The sequence below is a fragment of the Hydrogenophaga crocea genome, from assembly GCF_011388215.1.
Lineage (GTDB): Bacteria > Pseudomonadota > Gammaproteobacteria > Burkholderiales > Burkholderiaceae_C > Hydrogenophaga > Hydrogenophaga crocea.
On record NZ_CP049989.1, the window covers coordinates 966,192 to 984,853 of the forward strand.

17 protein-coding genes are annotated in these 18,662 nt (G+C 73.4%); all 17 read right to left on the reverse strand.

The genetic code is table 11. The annotated features are described in order from the left end of the window. Nucleotides 1-55 precede the first annotated feature (55 nt). Nucleotides 56-1,786: an ArnT family glycosyltransferase gene (locus G9Q37_RS04635; RefSeq protein ID WP_166225239.1), complete on the reverse strand. Its 1,731-nt coding sequence runs from the start codon at nucleotides 1,784-1,786 to the stop codon at nucleotides 56-58. After that, a complete protein-coding gene (locus G9Q37_RS04640) occupies nucleotides 1,783-2,472 on the reverse strand; it encodes a TVP38/TMEM64 family protein (protein WP_166225241.1) in 690 nt (229 codons plus the stop codon). The genes G9Q37_RS04635 and G9Q37_RS04640 overlap by 4 nt, the downstream gene beginning before the upstream one ends. Then, a complete protein-coding gene (locus G9Q37_RS04645) occupies nucleotides 2,469-3,824 on the reverse strand; it encodes a glycosyltransferase (protein WP_166225243.1) in 1,356 nt (451 codons plus the stop codon). Before G9Q37_RS04645 ends, G9Q37_RS04640 begins: the two co-directional genes overlap by 4 nt. 104 nt (nucleotides 3,825-3,928) lie before the next feature. Beyond that, a complete protein-coding gene (locus G9Q37_RS04650) occupies nucleotides 3,929-4,798 on the reverse strand; it encodes a hypothetical protein (RefSeq protein WP_166225246.1) in 870 nt (289 codons plus the stop codon). 230 nt (nucleotides 4,799-5,028) lie between these two features. Then, nucleotides 5,029-5,529 carry a Csu type fimbrial protein gene (locus G9Q37_RS04655; protein ID WP_166225249.1) on the reverse strand — a complete coding sequence of 167 codons (501 nt, stop codon included), beginning with the start codon at nucleotides 5,527-5,529 and terminating at the stop codon, nucleotides 5,029-5,031. After that, nucleotides 5,526-7,826 carry a fimbria/pilus outer membrane usher protein gene (locus tag G9Q37_RS04660; RefSeq protein ID WP_166225252.1) on the reverse strand — a complete coding sequence of 767 codons (2,301 nt, stop codon included), beginning with the start codon at nucleotides 7,824-7,826 and terminating at the stop codon, nucleotides 5,526-5,528. The genes G9Q37_RS04655 and G9Q37_RS04660 overlap by 4 nt, the downstream gene beginning before the upstream one ends. Continuing rightward, nucleotides 7,807-8,502, reverse strand: coding sequence for a fimbrial biogenesis chaperone (locus G9Q37_RS04665; protein ID WP_166225255.1), 696 nt, complete (start codon nucleotides 8,500-8,502; stop codon nucleotides 7,807-7,809). The genes G9Q37_RS04660 and G9Q37_RS04665 overlap by 20 nt, the downstream gene beginning before the upstream one ends. Before the next feature lie 8 nt (nucleotides 8,503-8,510). Continuing rightward, nucleotides 8,511-9,023, reverse strand: coding sequence for a Csu type fimbrial protein (locus tag G9Q37_RS04670; protein WP_166225258.1), 513 nt, complete (start codon nucleotides 9,021-9,023; stop codon nucleotides 8,511-8,513). Between the two features lie 159 nt (nucleotides 9,024-9,182). Beyond that, complete coding sequence (locus G9Q37_RS04675) at nucleotides 9,183-9,665, reverse strand: acyl-CoA thioesterase (RefSeq protein WP_166225261.1); 483 nt, start codon at nucleotides 9,663-9,665, stop codon at nucleotides 9,183-9,185. A 48-nt stretch (nucleotides 9,666-9,713) separates the two neighbouring features. Next, nucleotides 9,714-10,055 (reverse strand): Na+/H+ antiporter subunit G, encoded by a 342-nt coding sequence (locus G9Q37_RS04680; protein ID WP_205710722.1) that lies wholly within the window; start codon nucleotides 10,053-10,055, stop codon nucleotides 9,714-9,716. Beyond that, complete coding sequence (locus G9Q37_RS04685) at nucleotides 10,052-10,330, reverse strand: K+/H+ antiporter subunit F (RefSeq protein ID WP_166225264.1); 279 nt, start codon at nucleotides 10,328-10,330, stop codon at nucleotides 10,052-10,054. The genes G9Q37_RS04680 and G9Q37_RS04685 overlap by 4 nt, the downstream gene beginning before the upstream one ends. Beyond that, entirely contained in the window at nucleotides 10,327-10,815 is a 489-nt protein-coding gene (locus tag G9Q37_RS04690) for a Na+/H+ antiporter subunit E (protein ID WP_166225267.1), read from the reverse strand. The genes G9Q37_RS04685 and G9Q37_RS04690 overlap by 4 nt, the downstream gene beginning before the upstream one ends. Further along, the gene (locus G9Q37_RS04695; protein WP_205710760.1) at nucleotides 10,812-12,410 is read right to left on the reverse strand and encodes a monovalent cation/H+ antiporter subunit D; all 1,599 of its coding nucleotides are present in this window, start codon (nucleotides 12,408-12,410) and stop codon (nucleotides 10,812-10,814) included. The genes G9Q37_RS04690 and G9Q37_RS04695 overlap by 4 nt, the downstream gene beginning before the upstream one ends. Nucleotides 12,411-12,454: 44 nt before the next feature. Continuing rightward, the gene (locus G9Q37_RS04700; RefSeq protein WP_166225270.1) at nucleotides 12,455-12,799 is read right to left on the reverse strand and encodes a Na+/H+ antiporter subunit C; all 345 of its coding nucleotides are present in this window, start codon (nucleotides 12,797-12,799) and stop codon (nucleotides 12,455-12,457) included. Then, nucleotides 12,799-15,744 carry a monovalent cation/H+ antiporter subunit A gene (locus G9Q37_RS04705; protein ID WP_166225272.1) on the reverse strand — a complete coding sequence of 982 codons (2,946 nt, stop codon included), beginning with the start codon at nucleotides 15,742-15,744 and terminating at the stop codon, nucleotides 12,799-12,801. The genes G9Q37_RS04700 and G9Q37_RS04705 overlap by 1 nt, the downstream gene beginning before the upstream one ends. A 97-nt stretch (nucleotides 15,745-15,841) precedes the next feature. Further along, on the reverse strand, nucleotides 15,842-17,179 hold the full coding sequence (locus tag G9Q37_RS04710; protein WP_166225275.1) for a sigma-54-dependent transcriptional regulator: 1,338 nt from the start codon (nucleotides 17,177-17,179) through the stop codon (nucleotides 15,842-15,844). Then, nucleotides 17,176-18,639, reverse strand: a complete 1,464-nt coding sequence (locus G9Q37_RS04715) for a sensor histidine kinase (RefSeq protein WP_166225278.1) — start codon at nucleotides 18,637-18,639, stop codon at nucleotides 17,176-17,178. The genes G9Q37_RS04710 and G9Q37_RS04715 overlap by 4 nt, the downstream gene beginning before the upstream one ends. Nucleotides 18,640-18,662 lie beyond the last annotated feature (23 nt).

An 18,662-nucleotide genomic window follows, 5' to 3' on the forward strand; every position in this document is an offset into this window, starting at 1 on the left:
CGAGTGTACGCACTCGATGGCCGCCGCCGCGGTGCGCCGGCCCGGGCGCTGGCGCTCAGCGCAGGATGTCCAGCCGCTGCGGGCGCCAGCTGTAGCGGCGCACCACGCGCGGCGCTTCGCAGGTGGGGCGCATCGCGCCGGCGTCGAGCAGGCCCCAGTCCTGGCCGTGCGCGCTGCCCAGCCCCTGCAGCCGCGACATGTCGAAGCATTCGAGGCGCAGCGAGTCGGGCACCAGCAGCACGCGCGCGGGGTCTTCGCGCAGCCACTGCCAGGCGTTGCGCTCCTGCTCGGCCAGCGGCGCGATCACGCTGAAGTGGTGCAGCGGCCGGCGCGAGAACAGCAGGAACTGCTCCTTGAACTGCAGCAGGCCCACCTCGCGCGTGGGCTCGAGCCGCTGTTCGAGCCGCTCCATCACGGCGCGCGGCGTGCGGTGCGCGTCCATGGCCGGCCACAGCCACAGCGAGAGCGCCAGCCAGCCGGCCAGCGACACCAGCACGCCCTGTTCGAGCACCTCGCGCCGCCAGGTGAGCGCGGTGGCCGCGAGCAGCCCCAGGCCCAGCAGCAGCATCGGGAGGGACAGGCCCGCCAGCGCACCGCCGTAGTCCTCGAGCCGCGGCCCGAACAGGCCGGGCTTGAAGCGCGCCACCGCGCCGAGCGCCAGCATCGCCACCGCGGCCAGCACCAGCATCGCGCGCAGCGCGGTCGTGGTGGTGCGGGTGTCGCCGGCCTCGCGCGCGCGCTGCCAGAGCACGCCCGCGGCCAGGCTCAGCATGGGCAGCGCGGGCAGGATGTACACGATGCGCTTGCCGCGGCTGAGCGAGAAGAACACCAGCACCATCAGGGCCCAGGCCATGAGCACACGCACCGTGCGGTCCTGGCGCAGCAGCGCCGCGAGCCGCCGGCCCTGCGTGGCGAACAGCAGCAGCAGCGGCAGCCACACGCTGGGAATGGCCGCGGTGAACAGGTAGTGCCAGGCGTTGATGTGGCCCCAGGGGTTGGCGTAACGGCCGGCGGTCTGGCGCAGCAGGATGTCGTCGCGGTAGGCGCGCAGCGCTTCGTCGCCCGAGGCCTGCACCGCCCACAACATGGGCCCCAGCCACAAGGCCAGCACGCCGAGCAGCACGGCCAGGCCCAGCCAGCTGCGCGCGCCCCAGAGCCGGCCGCCCTGGGCACCCGTGCGCGCGCCCCAGGCGGCGAGCGGGATCAGCATGAACAGCGGCAGAAAGCCCACGCCCTTGGTCATGATGCCGAGGGCCATGGCCGCGAAGGCCCCGAGGTACCAGCCCCAGCTCGGCCCGAGCACGAAGTGCCGCAGCAGGCCGTAGCAACCCAGCGTGATCCAGAAACACACCAGCGCGTCGAGCTGGGCGCCCTTGGCCTGCAGCAGGAACTGCGGCGTGAGCAGCAGCACCAGCACCGCGTTGCGCGCCGCGTCGGCGCCCCAGATGCGCCGGCCGATGTCGTGCACCAGCCAGACCGTGCCGATGCCCGCGAGCGCGCTGGGCAGCAGGAAGGCAATCTTGAGCTGGCCGGTGGCCAGGTAGAACAGCGCCACCAGCCAGATGAAGACCGGCGGCTTGTCGGGGTAGGGCTCGCCGCCGCGCATCGGGAACAGCCATTGGCCCGACTCGACCATCTCGCGCGCGATCTGCGCGAAGCGCGGCTCGTCGGCGGGCCAGGGCGAGCGCATCCCGATGCCGGCGGCAAGCACCAGCAGGGTGGCGATCATCAGCACGGCGATGCCGATGTCGCGGCCCGCGCGCGGAGCGGTGTCGGGGCTGTTCATGTCGGGGGGGCGGCGCGCCGCAGGGTGTCGAGCCGCTCGCGCAGGCCGCTGCGGTACAGGTACAGGCCGATGCCGGTGCACACGAGCAGCGTGGCCAGGCTGGCCCAGAGCTGGGTGCTGCTGTGCAGGGCCAGGCCCGAGCCGGCGTAGCTGAACATCACCATCTGCGGCAGGTAGCCGATGGCGCTGCCCAGGGCCACTTCGGAAAAGCCCAGGCCGGCCAGGCCCGCGAGGATGTTGGTGGCCAGGTTGCTGCCCACGGGCAGCAGGCGCAGCAGGCAGATCCACAGCCAGGTGTCTTGCGCCAGCAGCTGCTGCAGGGCCTGCACGCGCGCCGCGTGGCGCTGGCGGATCCAGTTGCCCGTGAAATGGCGCACCACCGCCATGGTGAGCAGCGAGCCCGCCACCGTGAGCAGCGTGCTCACCGCGGCGCCCTGCCAGCCGCCCATGAGGTAGCCGCAGCTGAAGGCCAGCACCTGGCGCGGCCCGCCGAGCGCGGTGTAGACCACGGCCGCCACGCCGAAGACCGGCCAGGCCACGCTCCAATGGTGCAGGAACAGCCGGTGCAGCAGGTCTTCCTCGGTGACCGGGCCCCACCAGCCGTAGTGCAGCGCGAGGAAGGCCAGCGTGATCACGCCCGTGAACACGAGCGGCTTCACGACCAGGGCCATCAGCGTCTTTGTCATGGCGCCGGCTCGCCCACGGTTTGCTTGTCGCTCAGGGTGGGGCGCTGGCTGCGCCGCATCAGCCAGCGCACGCCGACCATGTCGACCAGCCCCACCCACAGCCGGTTCCAGGCGGTGTACTTGGAGATGCCCGCGCGGCGCGGCCGGTGGTTCACCGGCACCACCGACACGCGCCCGCCGATGCGCTGCACCAGCGCGGGCAGGAAGCGGTGCATGTGGTCGAAGTAGGGCAGGCTGAGCCAGGTCTGGCGCGGGATGAGCTTGAGACCGCAGCCGGTGTCGGGCACGCCGTCGTCGAGCACGCACCGGCGCACCGCGTTGGCGATGCGCGACTGCAGCTTCTTCCAGCGCGTGTCCTGGCGGTGGCGGCGGTGGCCCGCGACGCAGAAATCGGGGCCGCCGCTCAGGAGCCGGCGGGCCTCGGCGATCAGCGCGGGGATGTCGGCCGGGTCGTTCTGGCCGTCGCCGTCGATGGTCACCAGGAAGCGCCCGTTCGCGTGCCGGGCCGCGGTGAGCAGCGCGGTGCTCTGGCCGCAACTGTGCGCGTGGCGCAGCAACTGGCCGCGCACGCCGCTGCGCCGGCATTGTTCGAGGAAGACCTCGCCGGTGGCGTCGCGGCTGCCATCGTCGACCAGCACCACCTCGAAGCCGATGTGGGGGTTGAGGGCGGCGGCGATCTCGGCCACCAGCGGGCCGATGTTGTCGGCCTCGTCTTTGGCGGGGATGAGGACGGAGACTTCCAGGGACGTGCCAGTCATGGGCGTGCTCCTCGGGATGGCGGTGGGGACGGTGGCGGCGGCCAGGGGCGCGCCGGGAAACCAGGGAGGCAGGGCCGCGGGCGCTGCGGCGCGGGGGCGCGGGGCCAGCGCGAAGGCGCTCAACGCCCCCACCCCGATGCCCGCGAACACGTCGAGCGGAAAGTGCAGGCCCAGGGCCACGCGGCTCCAGGCCACGGCCGCGGCCAGGCCCAGGGCGGCCAGCGCGAGCCAGCGGCGTGGGGCCGTCAGCAGCGCGGCCGCGCCGAGCGCCGCGGCCACCGTGGCGTGCATGCTGGGCCAGGTGGACGAGCTGCCGTGCGGCGCCCACTGCGTGCCCAGGCCCAGCGCGGCGGGCCGGGGCATGGGCCAGGCCGCCTGCAGGCCCCGGGCCAGCAGCCAGGCCAGGGCCATGGCGAGCAGCATGTGCCGCGCGGCCGTGCGCCAGGGGCCGCCGGCCAGCGCCAGCGCGGCGATCGCCGCGCCCGCGACCCAGGGCAGGCTGTCGCTGGCCAGCCGCGCCAGCAGCACCAGGGCCGGCGGCGCAGACGGCGGCAGGTTCCACCAGGGCAATAGAAAGGCGTTGATCGCGTCCATGGAAGGCGCCTGCGCGAGAGGCGGGCGGGCTTGCGGGCAGGGCAAGCCGGCGATCAGAACGGGCCCGGATTAACTGGGCATTAGTCCGGGCCCGCGGGGCGTGGTCAGGCCGGGGGGGCCTCGCCTTCGAGCACCAGCCGCACCTCGTGGCGCGCCACCGCCTTCAACAGCAGGTCCGGATCGGTGATGCCTTGTGCCCAGGCCTCGTGCAGGGCGCTAAGGATGGCCTGGCCGTCGGTGTTCGCCAGGGTCTCGCCAATGGCCATGTGGTCAACGAGGCTCAGGGCGCACCCGAACAGGACTTCCGTGTGCTTTTTGGACCACATGTCTGCGCCGCTCAGGGGGCCCGCGGTGACCACCGCCAGCACGGCCAGTTCTGCGGCCGCCTGCCGCTTGGCCGAGCGCTGGCCCACGCCCACGTGCGAGGCGAGCAGGGCGGTCTGCAGGCGCTTTGCCAGCGGCTCGGACGCCTTCGCCTTCGCGGGCGCAAAGGCGGCGGATCGCATGACCCGCCGCAGGTTGTCGACCGGATGGCCCTCGACCACATCCTTTTCCATCCAGGCCCGGGTCAGCACCTCAGAGGGTTGGATGGCGTGGTGCTGGATGGCGGTTTCGGCGTACCAGCGCATCTCCTTCAGGACCCAGTCGGCCTTGAGTTGGGCCAGATCGCTCGCCGAGGTCTGCATGAGCTCGACCGCGCAGGCGTACAGGCGCTCGCGAACGCGGCGCTTGCTCAGGACACCTTCCTGTTGGTCGAGGGGCGCCGTCTTGATGGCCATCATGGCCAGCATGGCCGCGGCCCGGGCCTGTTTGAGGGTCTGGGGCCGACCTGCGATGCGCTGCTGGGCGAGCTGCCTCACGTCGCCGAGCATGGCCCGGTATTCGCGGCGGCACAGGCGCAGATCGGCCCAGGCCTGCTGCAGGGATGTGGCTTCGCACGGGAGCCGCCGCAGCAGCGCGGGCAGGTAGGACATCGGCGGGCGGGCCGGCCGGGCGGGCGCGGCGTTTGGCGCCGGTCGCGGCGCCGGGTGGGCCGCGGGAATGGAGGCCGGGTATTGGTTTGCGGAAAGCTTGTTCATGGGCAAGGGGGTAGAGGCTTGGCCAGGGATGGCGCGAGCAGGCCGTGGGTGGTCGGTTCGCGCGGCCTGTTCCCCGGGTCGGCCACCCGTCTGCGCGCCCTCGGCAAAACAGCCGGTCCGCCGCCTCAGTAGGTGATGGTCAGCACCACCGTGTCGCCGTAGCTGCCCGCCGGCACCACCTGGTTGGCGGGGATGCGCGCGTAGACCGTGTGGTTCTTCGCCCCTGCCAGGCAGACCACGCCCAGCCCCAGCAGGTTGGTGCTGATGTTGCCGCCCACCCCGGGCCCGCCTGCGCCGCCGTCGCCCCAGGCGCTCTGGCGGTTGCTGTCGCTGTAGAGGCCGTAGCCCAGGCGGCCGCTGCCGGCGGCCATCTGGCGGTTGCCGGGGCTGCCGTTGCTGCCGCTGGAGAGCGTGAGCGTGTAGCTCACGCTGCAGGCGAGCAGCAGGTAGGTGGGGGTGCAGGTCACGGTGACGCCGGCCTGGCTGTCCACGCGCGCGCCGCCCGGCGAGGTGTAGGCGCCGAAGGCCAGCGGCGTGGCCGCGACGCTGCAGGTGTGGGCCTGTGCGCCCGTGTGCAGGGCCAGCCAGAGCAGGGGCAGGGCAAGCCAGCGCAGCGCGGGGGTCATGAGGGCAGCTCCGGGGTGCAGGTGAGCGGGCCGAGGGTGGCCATGGGCAGATCCTCGGGCAGGGTGAACTTCAGGTGGCACAGGCCCTGCGGGCCTTCGATGCGCAGCACGTTCTGCGCCGCGGCGTCGGCGATCCAGACCTGGCCGCCGTGGCCGAAGGGCGCGCCGGCCGAGCCTTCGTCGCCCAGGCGCGTGGCGCGCGAGCCGGCGGCCACGTAGGCGCCATCGGGCCGCAGCACCACCAGCAGCGCCGAGCGCGTGCGCTGCGCCGGAAAGCGCACGCGCACCGCGGTCTGGGCCGGTGCGCGCACGTTGAGCGTGGGCACGGTCACGGCCACGTCCAGCGGCAGCACGTCGGCGGCGATGCCCACGGTGTTGTCCTGCCAGGGCAGCAGGCCCCAGACCCAGGCGTGGCCGCGGGCGTCGGTCACGGCCACGTCGCGGTGGTTGAGCTGCACGCCCACGCCGGGCAGGCCGTCGAGCTCCACGCGCGCGGCCGCGGTGTCGCCCAGCGGCCGGCCGATCACGGGCGCGCCGCCGAACCACAGCACACCGCCCTGCGCGGTGGCGCGCCAATGGGTGGACGGGTCGTCGCGCCAGCGCGCGGCCTGCAGCTCGACCCGGCCGGCCTCGCCGAGCCAGCTCAGGCCGGCCAGGCCGCGCAGCGCGTCGTTGCCGCCCTGCAGGCGCCAGCCCAGGCCGCCCGTGGTGGCTTCGTTGCGTTGCGCCTGCGCGGTCAGGCCGGGCTGGTCGCCACCCTGCACGCGCACCGCCACCGAGGTGCGCGGGTCGAGCGCGCGCGTGAACAGCACGGCCACGCTGGTGCTGCCCTCGCGCCGGAACAGGCTTGCGCCCATGTGCCACTGCGCGCCCAGGCGGCGCTGCACGCCGGCGGTGAGCACGCGGGCGGGGCGGTCGAAGGCGTCGCGCTGCCAGATGGCGCCGCCCGACACGGTGGTCTGGCCGATCGAGGTGCCCGCGAACAGGCCGACGCGCCGGCGCGGCAGCGCGCTGCCGTCGAGCAGCCGGAAGTGCGCGCCGTTGGCTTCGGCCGTGAGGTTGAGGGTGCCGCGCCGCTCGATGCGTTCGAAGCCGAGCACGGTGCGCTGGCCACGGCCCAGGCCCTCGGTGTCGCTGGTGGCGACCTGGGCGCTGAACACGCCCAGGCGCGCCGGCACCCAGTGCAGGCCGGCGCTCGCGGTGCGCGCGTGGCGCGCGAGTTCGGCGCGCCCGAGCAGGGTGAGGTCGTTGCTCAGGCCATGGCGCAGGGCGCCGGCGACGAAGCCGTCGCGGTAGGTGTCGGCACTGGTGGCATAGCCGCGGCGCAGCACGCCGGCCTCGGCGCAGCCATCGGACAAGCCCTCGCGCAGCAGGCGCGGGCTCACGTAGTACGGCACGGTCTGCACCTGCTCGACGCCGAGCACGTCGCGCTGCACCACGCGGATCTCGCCCGCGCCGGTCACGCCGGGCAGGGCGTCGAGCGTGTAGCGGCCCGGGCCCACGCTGGCCGTGCCCGCGGCGCGGCCGTTGACCAGCAGGTCCACGCCGCTGGGCACCTGGGCGCTGCCTTGCACCGCGGGCAGGGGCTGGGTGATCAGGTCGGGGCGCAGCGCGAAGTCGGTGCCGTGCTGCACGCCGGCAAAGCGCAGCGCGGGCGCGAGCTCACCCCCGCAGGTGATGCTGTCGCCCACGGTGGTGCGGCGCAGTCCCTGCGGGTCGGCGTGGGTCCAGGCGGTGTCCAGGCGCTGCCAGCGCGGCAGGTTTTGCAGATCGGCGCCGCTGCGCAGCACGCCGCTGCTGCGCAGCAGGCCACCTGCGCTCCAGCCGAAGGCGCGCAGGTCGAGCAGGGTGGCGTGGCGGCTGCCGCCGCGGTCGGACTCGAGGTTGCTCGAGTAGTCGAGCGCCACGCCGGGCAGCGGCTCCACGATGGGCGTGCGGGTCGCGGGCGTGCCGTCCATCTGCAGCCGCTGGGGTTCGAAGTCGGCGATCGGCGCGTCGAGCACCAGGCGCTGCGCGGCGACGTCGAACAGCGGGTTCCAGGCGTCCAGGCGGTGGTGGGCGGCGCCCTCGATCCAGCGCGGCGCATCGACCGGGCGCAGCCGCCACTGCTGCAGCACCGCCCGCGGTGCGTACCAGGCGCCGGCCTCTTCCATCAGCGGCGCGTAGGTGTCCACGCGCTGGCCATTGAGCCAGACCTCGATCAGGCGCGGCGCGGGCTGCGCGTGCACCGCGGCCGGCCCCAGCAGGGCAAGCCACAGCAGCAGGCGCCACAGGCCCTCAGAGCGGCGACGGCGCATCGAGCGCCCCGGCCAGCGGGCCGGCATCGCTGTCGGCTTCCCAGCGCAGCGCGCCCGGTGTCCAGCCCGCGGGCAGCGCCCAGCGGCACAGGCCGGCGGGCAGGGCGTAACACGGGCCCAGCGTGGCCTGGCGGCCGTCGGAGGCGGTGAGCTTGAGCGCGCGCACCTGCAGGTGGCGCAGGCCGCTGTTGCGCAGCTCCACGCCGTTCTCGCCCAGCTTCCAGTGCGGCTGCGGGCCGGGCGTGCCGGCGCCCGTGACGAAGACCGGCAGGCTCACGCGCATGAGCAGCTGCACGCCGCTTTCGAGCAGTTCGGGCGTGGCGACCTGGGTGAGCCAGAGGCGGTAGCTGCGCTCCACGCCGGCCTCCACCGGGCCGCGCAGGCCCACGCGCACCACCTGCGAGGCGCCCGGGGCGATCTCGAGGATGGGCGGGTTCACGATCAGCGCGGTCGAGGGGCGCAGCTCGTCGCCGGCCTCGGCAGGCTGCGACCAGTCGAACACCTCGGCCTGCAGCAGCAGCGGACGCGGCGTGGGGTTGTGCACCATGAGCTGGGTGGCGGCGGCGCGGCTGCCCAGGTCGACGCGCACCGGGCGCACCTGGAAGGCCTGTGCGCTCTGCGCGAACAGCAGCCCCGCGAGGGCGGCGATATGGGCAGCGATGAGGGCGGCGCGCATGGCCGGCCTCAGTAGGTGGCGGTGACGGTGATGGTGTCGAGGTAGACACCCACCGTGGCCGTGGCGCTCGAGGGCACGCGGCCGTAGACCGTGAAACTCTGCGACAGGCCGGTGCCGGTGGACGCCACGGTCGACGAGCCGCCCGTGCCGTCGCCCCAGGGCTGGGTGCGGCCGGCGTCGCGGTACAGGCCGTAGACCAGGGTGTCGGCGCCGCTGGTCATGCGGCGCTGGGTCATGGTGGCGCCGGTGCCGGTGCCGGCGCTCAGCGAGAGGGTGTAGGGCGTGCCCACGGTGCAGATGGCCGTCACGTTCACGCTGCCGTCGGACTGGTTGCCGGGCGTGACGATGCCGAAGGCCAGTGCGCCGCCGCCGATCACGGTGCAGGCGGGCAGCACGGTGGCGGTGACGGTGAACGTGGCGCTGCTCTGGGCCCAGGCGGGCAGGGCGAGCAGGGCCAGCAGGGGCGGCAGTGCCAGGCGGCGGGCCAGGCGGCGGGTGGGGCGAACGGTGCGCTTGAACATCGGATCCTCCTTGTGGGTCGGCGTCCAGGCCATGCGTGGCCGGGTGCTGCCGTCACTGTCGGCGATCCGTGAGCGTTTGTTGAGGGCGTTCGGCCCCTCTGCGGGCGCTCCCCGCGGGCGGTGTCCAGCATTCCCCGCAGGGCCGTGGCCGGGGTTTCCTCAGCCCGCCTGGCGCAGTGCCTCGGTGCGCGCCGCGTAGTCCTGGCGCAGCTGCTTGCGCACCAAGGCCGCGTCGTGGCGGCGGCGCTCGTCGGGCGTGAAGGGGCGCAGCGGCGGCACGGCCACGGGCTTGCCGTCGTCGTCGACCGCGACCATGGTGAAGAAGCAGCTGTTGGCGTGCCGCACCACCTGCGTGCGGATGTTCTCGGCCACCACCTTGATGCCGATCTCCATCGAGCTGCGGCCGGTGTGGTTCACCGAGGCCAGGAAGGTCACGAGCTCGCCCACGTGGATGGGCTGGCGGAACATCACCTGGTCGACCGAGAGCGTGACCACGTAGCGCCCGGCGTAGCGGCTGGCGCAGGCGTACGCCACCTGGTCGAGCAGCTTGAGCACGGTGCCGCCGTGCACGTTGCCCGAGAAGTTGGCCATGTCGGGCGTCATGAGCACGGTCATGCTCAGCTGGTGGGCGGGGAGGTCCATGGGGGCGTTGGCGGGCTGCGAAGGGCTGGGACTGTACACGCGGCCCGCTCAGTGCGGCCCGCGCAGCGGCGGCGGCAGCGCGTCGCCGGCCTGGCGGCGGCGAAACAGCGCGGCGCGCGCGAGCACGATGGTGGTCACCGGCGCGGTGATGGACAGCACGATGATGATCAGCCACACGTGCAGCGACAGCCCGTGGCCGCGCGTGCTGAAGTGCAGGATGGACGCGAGCGTGACGATCCACGCGCCCAGCGTGGACGCCAGCGCCGGCGCGTGCATGCGCGAGAAGAAATCGGGCAGGCGGCGCAGACCCAGCGCGGCCAGCAGCACCACGACACCGCTGGCCAGCAGCAGCAGGCCCACGGCGATTTCGGACCAGGGCGGCAGCGTCATTCAATCACCTCGCCGCGCAGCAGGAACTTGGCCAGCGCCACCGAGCCGATGAAGCCGAACAGCACCATCAGCAGCGCGCCCTCGAAGTACATCTCGCTGTCGTAGCGGATGGCGAGCACGAGCATGACCAGCATGCCCACGACGTACATGAAGTCGACCGCGAGCACGCGGTCCTGCGCGCTCGGGCCCTTGAAGAGGCGCATCAGGCCGATGCCCATGGCGACGAGGTAGAGCACCAGCGTCGCGCCGATCGCGATCGAGAGGAAAGGGCTCATCCGAAGATCTCCTGGAGCGGCCGCTCGTAGTCGGCCTTGAAATGGGCGATGAAGGCGGCTTCGTCGTCGAGGTCGAACACGTGCAGCAGCAGTGCGCCGTTGTCGGGTGCGAGCTCGGTCCACACCGTGCCCGGCACCACCGCGGTGATCATGGCCAGCGCGGCCAGGCCGTGCGTGTCGCGCAGGTCGAGCGGCACCACCACGAAGCGGCCGCGCGGCGGCTCGCGGCGCAGGCGCACCACGCCCGCGGCCACCTGGATCGCCGACACCACCACGTCGCGGCCCACGCGCGCGATCAGTTGCGCCAGCGTGAGCCAGCGGCTCAGCGGGCCGGGCGTGGGCCGCAGCGGCGCCATCAGCAGCGGCGCCACGATGGCCACGACCAGGCCCAGCAGCAGCTGGCCCGCGCTGGTGCTGCGGTTGAGCATGAGCCAGCCCAGGAATAGACCGAAGGACAGCCAGGGCGAAGGGATCAGGCGCTTCATGGCTGCGCTCCTTTGACCGGGTTGGGCACGGTGCGCGTGCCCAGCACGGCGTCGATGTACAGGCGCGGCGCGTGCAGCACCTCGGCGGTGGCGCGGGTGTAGCCCAGCACCGCCTCGGCCTGCGCCACCAGCAGCAGCGCGGCGGCCAGCAGCGCCGCGATCGGCAGCGTCTCGACCACGCGCAGGCGCGGCGCGGGCCGGTCCTGCGCAGTCCAGAAGTGGCGCACGCCCACGCGCATGAGCGCGATGGCCGCGAACAGGCCCGAGCCGATCAGCAGCGTGAACAGCCACCAGGCCGGCGCGCTGCCCAGATCGAGCAGGGCCTGCAGCATGCTGAGCTTGCTCACGAAGCCCGAGAGCGGCGGCAGGCCCGCGATCACCATGGCGCAGACCGTGAAGGCCACGCCCAGGAAGGCCAGCGCCGCGGGGATGGCGCGGCCGATCAGCGCCTCTTCGTTGTCGTCGAGGTTGATGCCCTTGGGCGGCTCGGCGTCGAGGAAGGCCGGCAGCGCGTAGTTGCCGTCGTCGAGGTCCTCGGGGCCTTCTTCGACCTCGCGCGCGCGCTCGATCAGCTCGACCAGCAGGAACAGCGCACAGCCCGCGAGCGTGGAGCTCGCGAGGTAGAACAGCGCGCCGCTGGTGAGCGCGGGCGCGTCGAAGCCGATGGCCGCGATCAGCGTGCCCGATGAGGCGATCACGCTGTAGCCCGCGAGCCGCCCGAGCTGCTGCGAGGCCAGCATGCCGATGGCGCCGAAGGCCAGCGTGGCCAGGCCGCCCCAGACCAGCACCGGGCCGCCGAAGCCCGCCGACGCGCCGCCCGCGTCGGCCGGGAAGCACAGCGTCCACAGGCGCAGGATGGCGTACACGCCCACCTTGGTGAGGATGGCGAACACCGCGGCCGAGGGCGCGCTGGCCGCGCCATAGGCCGGCGGCAGCCAGAAGTTGAGCGGCCACAGCGCGGCCTTGGCCAGGAAGGCGACCGCCAGGATGGCCGCACCCGCGTGCAGCAGGCCGCGGTCGCCGGGCGGGATCAGCGCGATCTTGGCCGCGATGTCGGCCATGTTCAGCGTGCCCGTGACGCCGTAGATCACCGCCACCCCGATCAGGAACAGCAGCGAGGCCAGCAGGTTGATCGAGATGTAGTGCAGGCCCGCGCGCACCCGCGCCAGCCCGCCGCCGTGCAGCAGCAGGCCGTAGCTGGCGGCCAGCAGCACCTCGAAGAACACGAACAGGTTGAACAGGTCACCGGTGAGGAAGGCGCCGTACAGGCCCATGAGCTGCAGCTGGAACAGCACGTGGAAGTACACGCCCGCGTGCTGCCAGCGCGCGAGCGCGAACAGCAGCGCGGCCAGGCCCACGGCGCCCGCGAGCACGGCCATGAACACGGCGAGCGGGTCGGCCACGAGCACGATGCCGAAGGGCACGGGCCAGTTGCCCGGCAGGTACACGCCGAGCGCGGCGGTGCCGTCGGCCTGCACGCGCAGTAGCAGCCACACGGCCAGCAGCAGGCCGGTCAGCGTGGACGCGGTGTTGATCACCGCCTTGAGGCGGCGGTTGCCTTCGCCCAGCATGAGCATGAGCGCGGCCGTGCCCATGGGCAGCAGCACCGGGGCCACGAGGAGGTGTGCGGTGGCGGGGATCAAGACCGTTCCTCCTGGCCGTCGACGTGGTCACCCCCCGAGAGGCCGCGCAGCGCCAGCAGCACCACCAGGTACAGCGCGGTGGTGGCGAAGCCGATCACGATGGCGGTGAGCACCAGGGCCTGCGGCAGCGGGTCGGTGTAGTTGGTGAGGTCGGCCGGCACGCCGGCGCGCACGATGGGCTCGGCGTCGACCGACAGGCTGCCGACGCTGAAGATGAACAGGTTGACCGCGTAGGACAACAGCGCCAGGCCGATCAGCACCTGGAAGGTGCGGGGGCGCAGCACCAGCCACACGCCCGCGCCGGCCATGATGCCGATGGCGATCGAGACGACGATTTCCATCAGACGGCTCCTTTCACGGTGGGGGTGGGCGGGGCCGGCGGTTCGGGCGCCTGCGCGTCGTCCTCCTGCGCCGCCTGCTGGCGGCGCGCGCGCAGCGATTGGTGGGCGATCGCCGTCAGCAGCAGCAGCGTCGAGCCCACCACCACGGCGAACACGCCCACGTCGAACAGCGCGGCCGTGGGCAGGTGCACCTCGCCCACCAGCGGCCAGGTGACGTGCGCCGTGTGCGTGGTGAGGAAGGGGTAGCCCAGCGCCAGCGAGCCTAGGCCGGTGGCCAGCGCGATGGCCATGCCGTAGGCGATCCAGCGCGGCGGCAGCAGGCGCATGCGGTCTTCGACCCAGCGCGTGCCGCTCACCATGTACTGCGCGATGAAGGCGATGGCCACCACCAGGCCGGCCACGAAGCCGCCACCGGGCTCGTTGTGGCCGCGCATGAACAGGTGGAAGGCGAACACCGCGGCCACCGGCAGCAGCAGGCGCACCAGCACCGCGGGCACTTCGAGGTAGCGCTGCGGCGTGTCGCCGTCCTCGCGCGTGACGAGGTCGCTCTCCACGTTCTGCGGCACCGCCCGCTGCTGCGCGGGCCGGTCGATCACCTCCATGGGCGGACGGAAGCGCCGCAGCAGCGCGTACACCGTGATGCCCACGATGCCCAGCACCGTGATCTCGCCCAGCGTGTCGAAGGCGCGGAAGTCGACCAGCATCACGTTGACGATGTTGGTGCCGCCGCCTTCGGGCAGGGCCTTTTCGATGAAGAAGGGCGAGATCGACAGCGGCGCCTTGCGCGTGAGCAGCGCGTACGACAGCGCGGCCAGGCCCACGCCGATCAGCACCGCGATCAGCAGGTCGCGGCGGCGGCGCCAGTAGGTGCGCGCCATGGTGCCGGGCTCGTCCTCGAGCCGCTTGGGCATCCAGCGCAGGCCGAGCAGGAACAGCACCAGGGTCACCACCTCGACCGCGAGCTGCGTGAGCGCGAGGTCGGGCGCAGAGAACCAGGCGAAGGTGATGCACACCGCCAGACCCACCACGCCGAGCATGATCAGCGCGGCCAGCCGGTGGAACTTGGCCTGAACCGCCGCGCCCAGCGCGCAGGCGCCGCCGATCGCCCACAGCAGCACGAACTCGGGCGCCAGCGGCACGCGCGGGCGATCGCCCCAGGCCAGCGGCACGATCAGCGCCGAGCCCAGGCCCGCGAGGCCGGCGATCACGATCATGGCCGCGAGCTGGGGCTGCAGACGCCGCGTGCCAAGCCAGCGCACGCCGCGGCGCGCACCGTCCGACAGCAGGGCGATGAGGCCCTCGAACACGCGCTTGCCATCGAGCCCGAACAGGCCGGGCGCGCGGCTGCTGTCGCGGTTTTTGAAGCGCTGCGCGAACAGCAGGTACACCACCAGGCCGCCCGCGGTGGCGATCAGGCTCATCACCAGCGGCGTGTTGAAGCCGTGCCAGACCGCCAGGCTGTAGGCGGGCAGGTCGCCGCCCACCACGGGCGTGGCCGCGGTGGCCAGCAGCGGCCCGATGGACCAGGCCGGCAGCGTGCCCACCACCACGCAGGCGAGCACCAGCAGCTCCACGGGCACGCGCATCCAGTGCACGGGCTCGTGGGGCTGGCGCGGGCAGTCGGGCGGGGCGCCGAAGAACACGTCGTGCCCGAAGCGCAGCGAATACACCACCGCGAACAGGCCCGCGAGCGTGGCCAGCAGCGGCAGGCCGTGTTCGATCAGCGGGCTCGCGCTCACGAACACGGTCTCGGCGAAGAACATTTCTTTGGACAGGAAGCCGTTGAGCAGCGGCACGCCGGCCATGGCCGCGCAGGCCACGATGGCCAGCGTGCCGGTGACGGGCATGCTGCGGTACAGGCCGTCGAGGCGGCGCATGTCGCGCGTGCCGGTCTCGTGGTCGATGATGCCCACCGACATGAACAGCGAGGCCTTGAAGGTCGCGTGGTTCATCATGTGGAAGACCGCGGCCACCGCGGCCAGCGGGCTGTTCAGGCCCAGCAGCAGCGTGATCAGGCCCAGGTGGCTGATGGTGGAGTACGCGAGCAGGCCCTTGAGGTCGTTCTGGAACATGGCCGCGTACGCACCGAGCAGCAGCGTGGCCAGGCCCGCGCCGCCCACGATCCAGAACCACTCGGGCGTGCCCGCGAGCACCGGCCACAGCCGCGCCAGCAGGAACACGCCGGCCTTCACCATGGTGGCCGAGTGCAGGTAGGCCGACACCGGCGTGGGCGCGGCCATGGCGTGCGGCAGCCAGAAGTGGAACGGGAACTGCGCGCTCTTGCTCAGCGCGCCCAGCAGGATGAGCAGCAGCGCGGGCGTGTACAGCGCGTGCTCGCGCACCGCCGCGCCGGCCTTGAGCACGGCGTCGAGCTCCAGGCTGCCCACGATGTGGCCCAGCAGCAGCACGCCGGCCAGCAGGCACAGCCCGCCGGTGGCGGTGACGGTGAAGGCCATGCGCGCGCCGCGCCGCGCGTCCTTGCGGTGCGTCCAGTAGCCGATCAGCAGGAACGAGAACACGCTGGTGAGCTCCCAGAACACCACCAGCTGCACCAGGTTGCCCGAGAGCACCACGCCCAGCATGGCGCCCATGAAGCCCAGCAGCAGCGAATAGAAGCGCGCGGCCGGGTCGTCGGGCGAGAGGTAGTAGCGCGCGTACACGATCACCAGCAGGCCCATGGCGCTGACCAGCATCGCGAACATCCAGGCGAAGCCGTCGATGCGCACGACCAGGTCCATGCCCAGCGAGGGCAGCCAGGCCAGGCGCTCGGTCAGCACGGCGCCGTCGCGTATCTCGGGATAGAGCAGGGCGAGGGGAACGGCCACCCCGAGGGCCACCAGCGCGGCCCACAGGGACTCGAGGTTGCGCGCGTTCGTGGGCAGCAGGGCCGCCACGCCGCAACCCACGAAGGGGAGCAACAGCAACAGGAAGAGGGAAAAGGGCATCCCCCGAGTCTAAGCGGCGATGGGCCAAGCCCCTTCAAATGCCCGGCATGTGCCCGGCAAGTGCTTTGAACCTGCTTTCAGATGTCTTCATCTGACCTCAACCTGACTGCCGCGCTCCCTCGCCGAGCAGCTTCTTGCGCCGCTTCCAGAGCGTGGTGCGCGACACGCCCAGGCGCTGCGCGGCCTCGGCCAGCCGTCCGCCCGAGAGTTCGAGCGCGCGCTCGATCTGCGCCAGCTCGGCCTGCTCGCGCGCGCTGGCCAGCGTGGCGGGCGCGCCGGCGGGCTCGTCGAGCGCGCGTTCGGGGAACAGGTCGGCGCTGCCCAGGGTGTCGCCCTCGGCCAGCGCCAGCGCGCGTTCGACGCGGTTGCGCAGCTCGCGCACATTGCCCGGCCAGTCGTGGGCCAGCAGCGCGGCCTGGGCCTCGGCGGCCAGCGCGGGCGCGGCCAGGCCCTGGCGCTGCGCGGCCTGCTGCGCAAAGCCCTGCGCAAGCGCCAGCACCTCGGCCGGCCGCTCGCGCAGCGGCGGCACCCAGAGCTCGACCACCGCGAGCCGGTAGTACAGGTCTTCGCGGAATTCGCGCGCCGCGATGCGCGCGCCGAGGTCGGCGTTGGTGGCGGCCACGAGGCGGCCGCGAAAGCGCAGGTCCTGGCGGCCGCCGAGCCGGCGAAAGACGCCGTCTTGAAGCACGCGCAGCAGCGCGGCCTGCAGCCGCGGATCGAGCTCGCCGATCTCGTCGAGGAACAGCGTGCCCGCGCCGGCCTCTTCGAACCAGCCCGCGTGCGCGCCCGTGGCGCCCGTGAAGGCGCCGCGCTCGTGGCCGAAGAACTGGCTTTCCATGAGCTCGCGCGGCACCGCGGCGCAATTCACGGCCACGAAGGGCTCGGCGGCGCGCGCCGAGCGCTCGTGCAGCACGCGCGCCGCCACCTCCTTGCCCACGCCGGTTTCGCCGCGCAGCAGCACGGGCACGTCGCGGCCGGCCAGGCGCTCGAGATCGGCCGCGAGCCGCGCGGTGGCCGGCGACAGGCCGAAGCCCTGGGGCGCCGCACCGGGCTCGCGCCGCGCGGGCACCAGCTCGCGGATGCGCTGCACCAGGCGTTCGACGTCGAAGGGCTTGGTCAGGTAGTCGTCGGCGCCGGCGCGCATGAGGCGCACCGCCTGGCCCACCTCGGCGAAGGCGGTGGCGAACACGATGGGCGTGTCGCCCAGGTGGGGCAGCGCGCGCCGGTACAGGTCTTCGCCCGAGCCGTCGGGCAGGCGGATGTCGCTGAGCACGAAATCGGGCCGGGCCTGGCGCAGCGCGGCCAGGGCCTGCGCGGCGTTCACCGCGTGCTCGACGCGAAAACCTTCGAGCCGCAGGCGCTGCGCGAGCGCGCCGCCGAGCACGGCGTCGTCCTCGATCAGCAGCACGTGGAGGGGGGCGTCGGTGGGGGTCATGGGAGGTCGGTGTCGGCGGCAGGGCCGTCGTCGAAGGGCAGTTCGAGCCGGATGTGCGTGCCGCGGCCCGAGTGTGCATCCACGGCCACGCGGCCGCGCAGGCGCTGCACCAGCCGCACCACCACGGCCACGCCCAGGCCCGCGGCCTGCTCGGGTGGCTGCCCGCGCTCCAGGCTGTCGGCCACTGGCGCGGGCAGGCCCGGGCCTTCGTCGGTCACGCGCAGCAGCAGCCGGTCGGGCAGCGGCTCGCAGTGCAGGCTCACGCGGCTGCCGGGCGCCGAGGCCTCGATGGCGTTGAGCATGAGGTTGAGCAGCACCTGGCGCACCTCGCCGCCGGCCAGCGGCAGCTCGTGCGCGGGCGCGCCGTCGATCTCCAGCAGCACGCCGGCGCGCTGCGCGTGCGGCTGCAGCAGGCGCTGCAGGTCGCTCAGGTCCTGCGGACCGAAGGCGCGCGGCTCGCTCGCGGGGCGGTGCGTGGCCAGCGTGGCGTCGACCACGCCGCCGAGCACGCGCAGGCCGCGCTCCATGAAATCGAGCGCTTCTTCGCGGGTGTCGGGCCGGTCGCCGAACTTGCGCAGCGTGTCCACCGCGGTGACCACGCCCGCGAGCGGGTTGCGCACCTCGTGCGCGAGCGTGGCCGCGAGGCGGCCGAGCACGGCCTCGCGTTCCTGCTCGGCCATGCGCGCGATCAGCGCCTCGCGCTCGCGCGCGGCCAGGGCCATGCGGTTGTAGGCGCGCAGCAGCCGCGCGGTTTCGCCGTCACCCGCGGGCACCTGGTCGGCCGGCACCGGCGCGGGGCCGGCCTCGCCGGTCTGCTGCAGGTGGCGCGTGAGCAGGTCCAGCGGGCGCTGCAGCCGGCGCAGCACCCACAGGCCCAGGCCGGCGCAGCCCAGGCCGATGGCGAGGTTGAACGCGGCCACGCGCCACCACAGCGCACGCCGCTCGGCCACGTAGTCGGTGAGGTCGAGGTTGGCCACCACGGTCAGCGCGCCGGGCTGGCCGCCGCGCGCCAGGCGCTCGTCGGCCAGCGGCCGCCACACCCAGTAGCTGCTGTCGGCGGTGTCGATGCGCGCGCCCCGCGGCCGCTGAACCACCTCGGCGGGCAGCGGCGCGTCGGGCAGGCCGGCGCGGTCGGCGCGGGCCAGGATGCGGCCCTGCGCGTCGAGCAGGAACAGGTGGCGGTCCACCAGGCCCTGGTGCATGCGCAGCGATTCGTCGAGCGCGCGCCGCATGCCTTCGGTGTCTGCGCGCATCACCGGCGGCAGCAGGCCCGCGGCCATGCCGTCGAGGTAGACCTGCCCGGTGCGCCCGATCTGCGCCTCGACCTGGTTGAGCAGGCCCTGCAGCGCGATCTGCGTGGTGCCCAGCGCCGTCACGAGCACCACCGCCACCAGCGCCAGGGGCAGGCGGGCGGTCATGGGCAGGCGTTGCAGCCAGCGCATCAGGGCATGTCGGGGCATGCCCCGATCGTAGACGCCGTGGC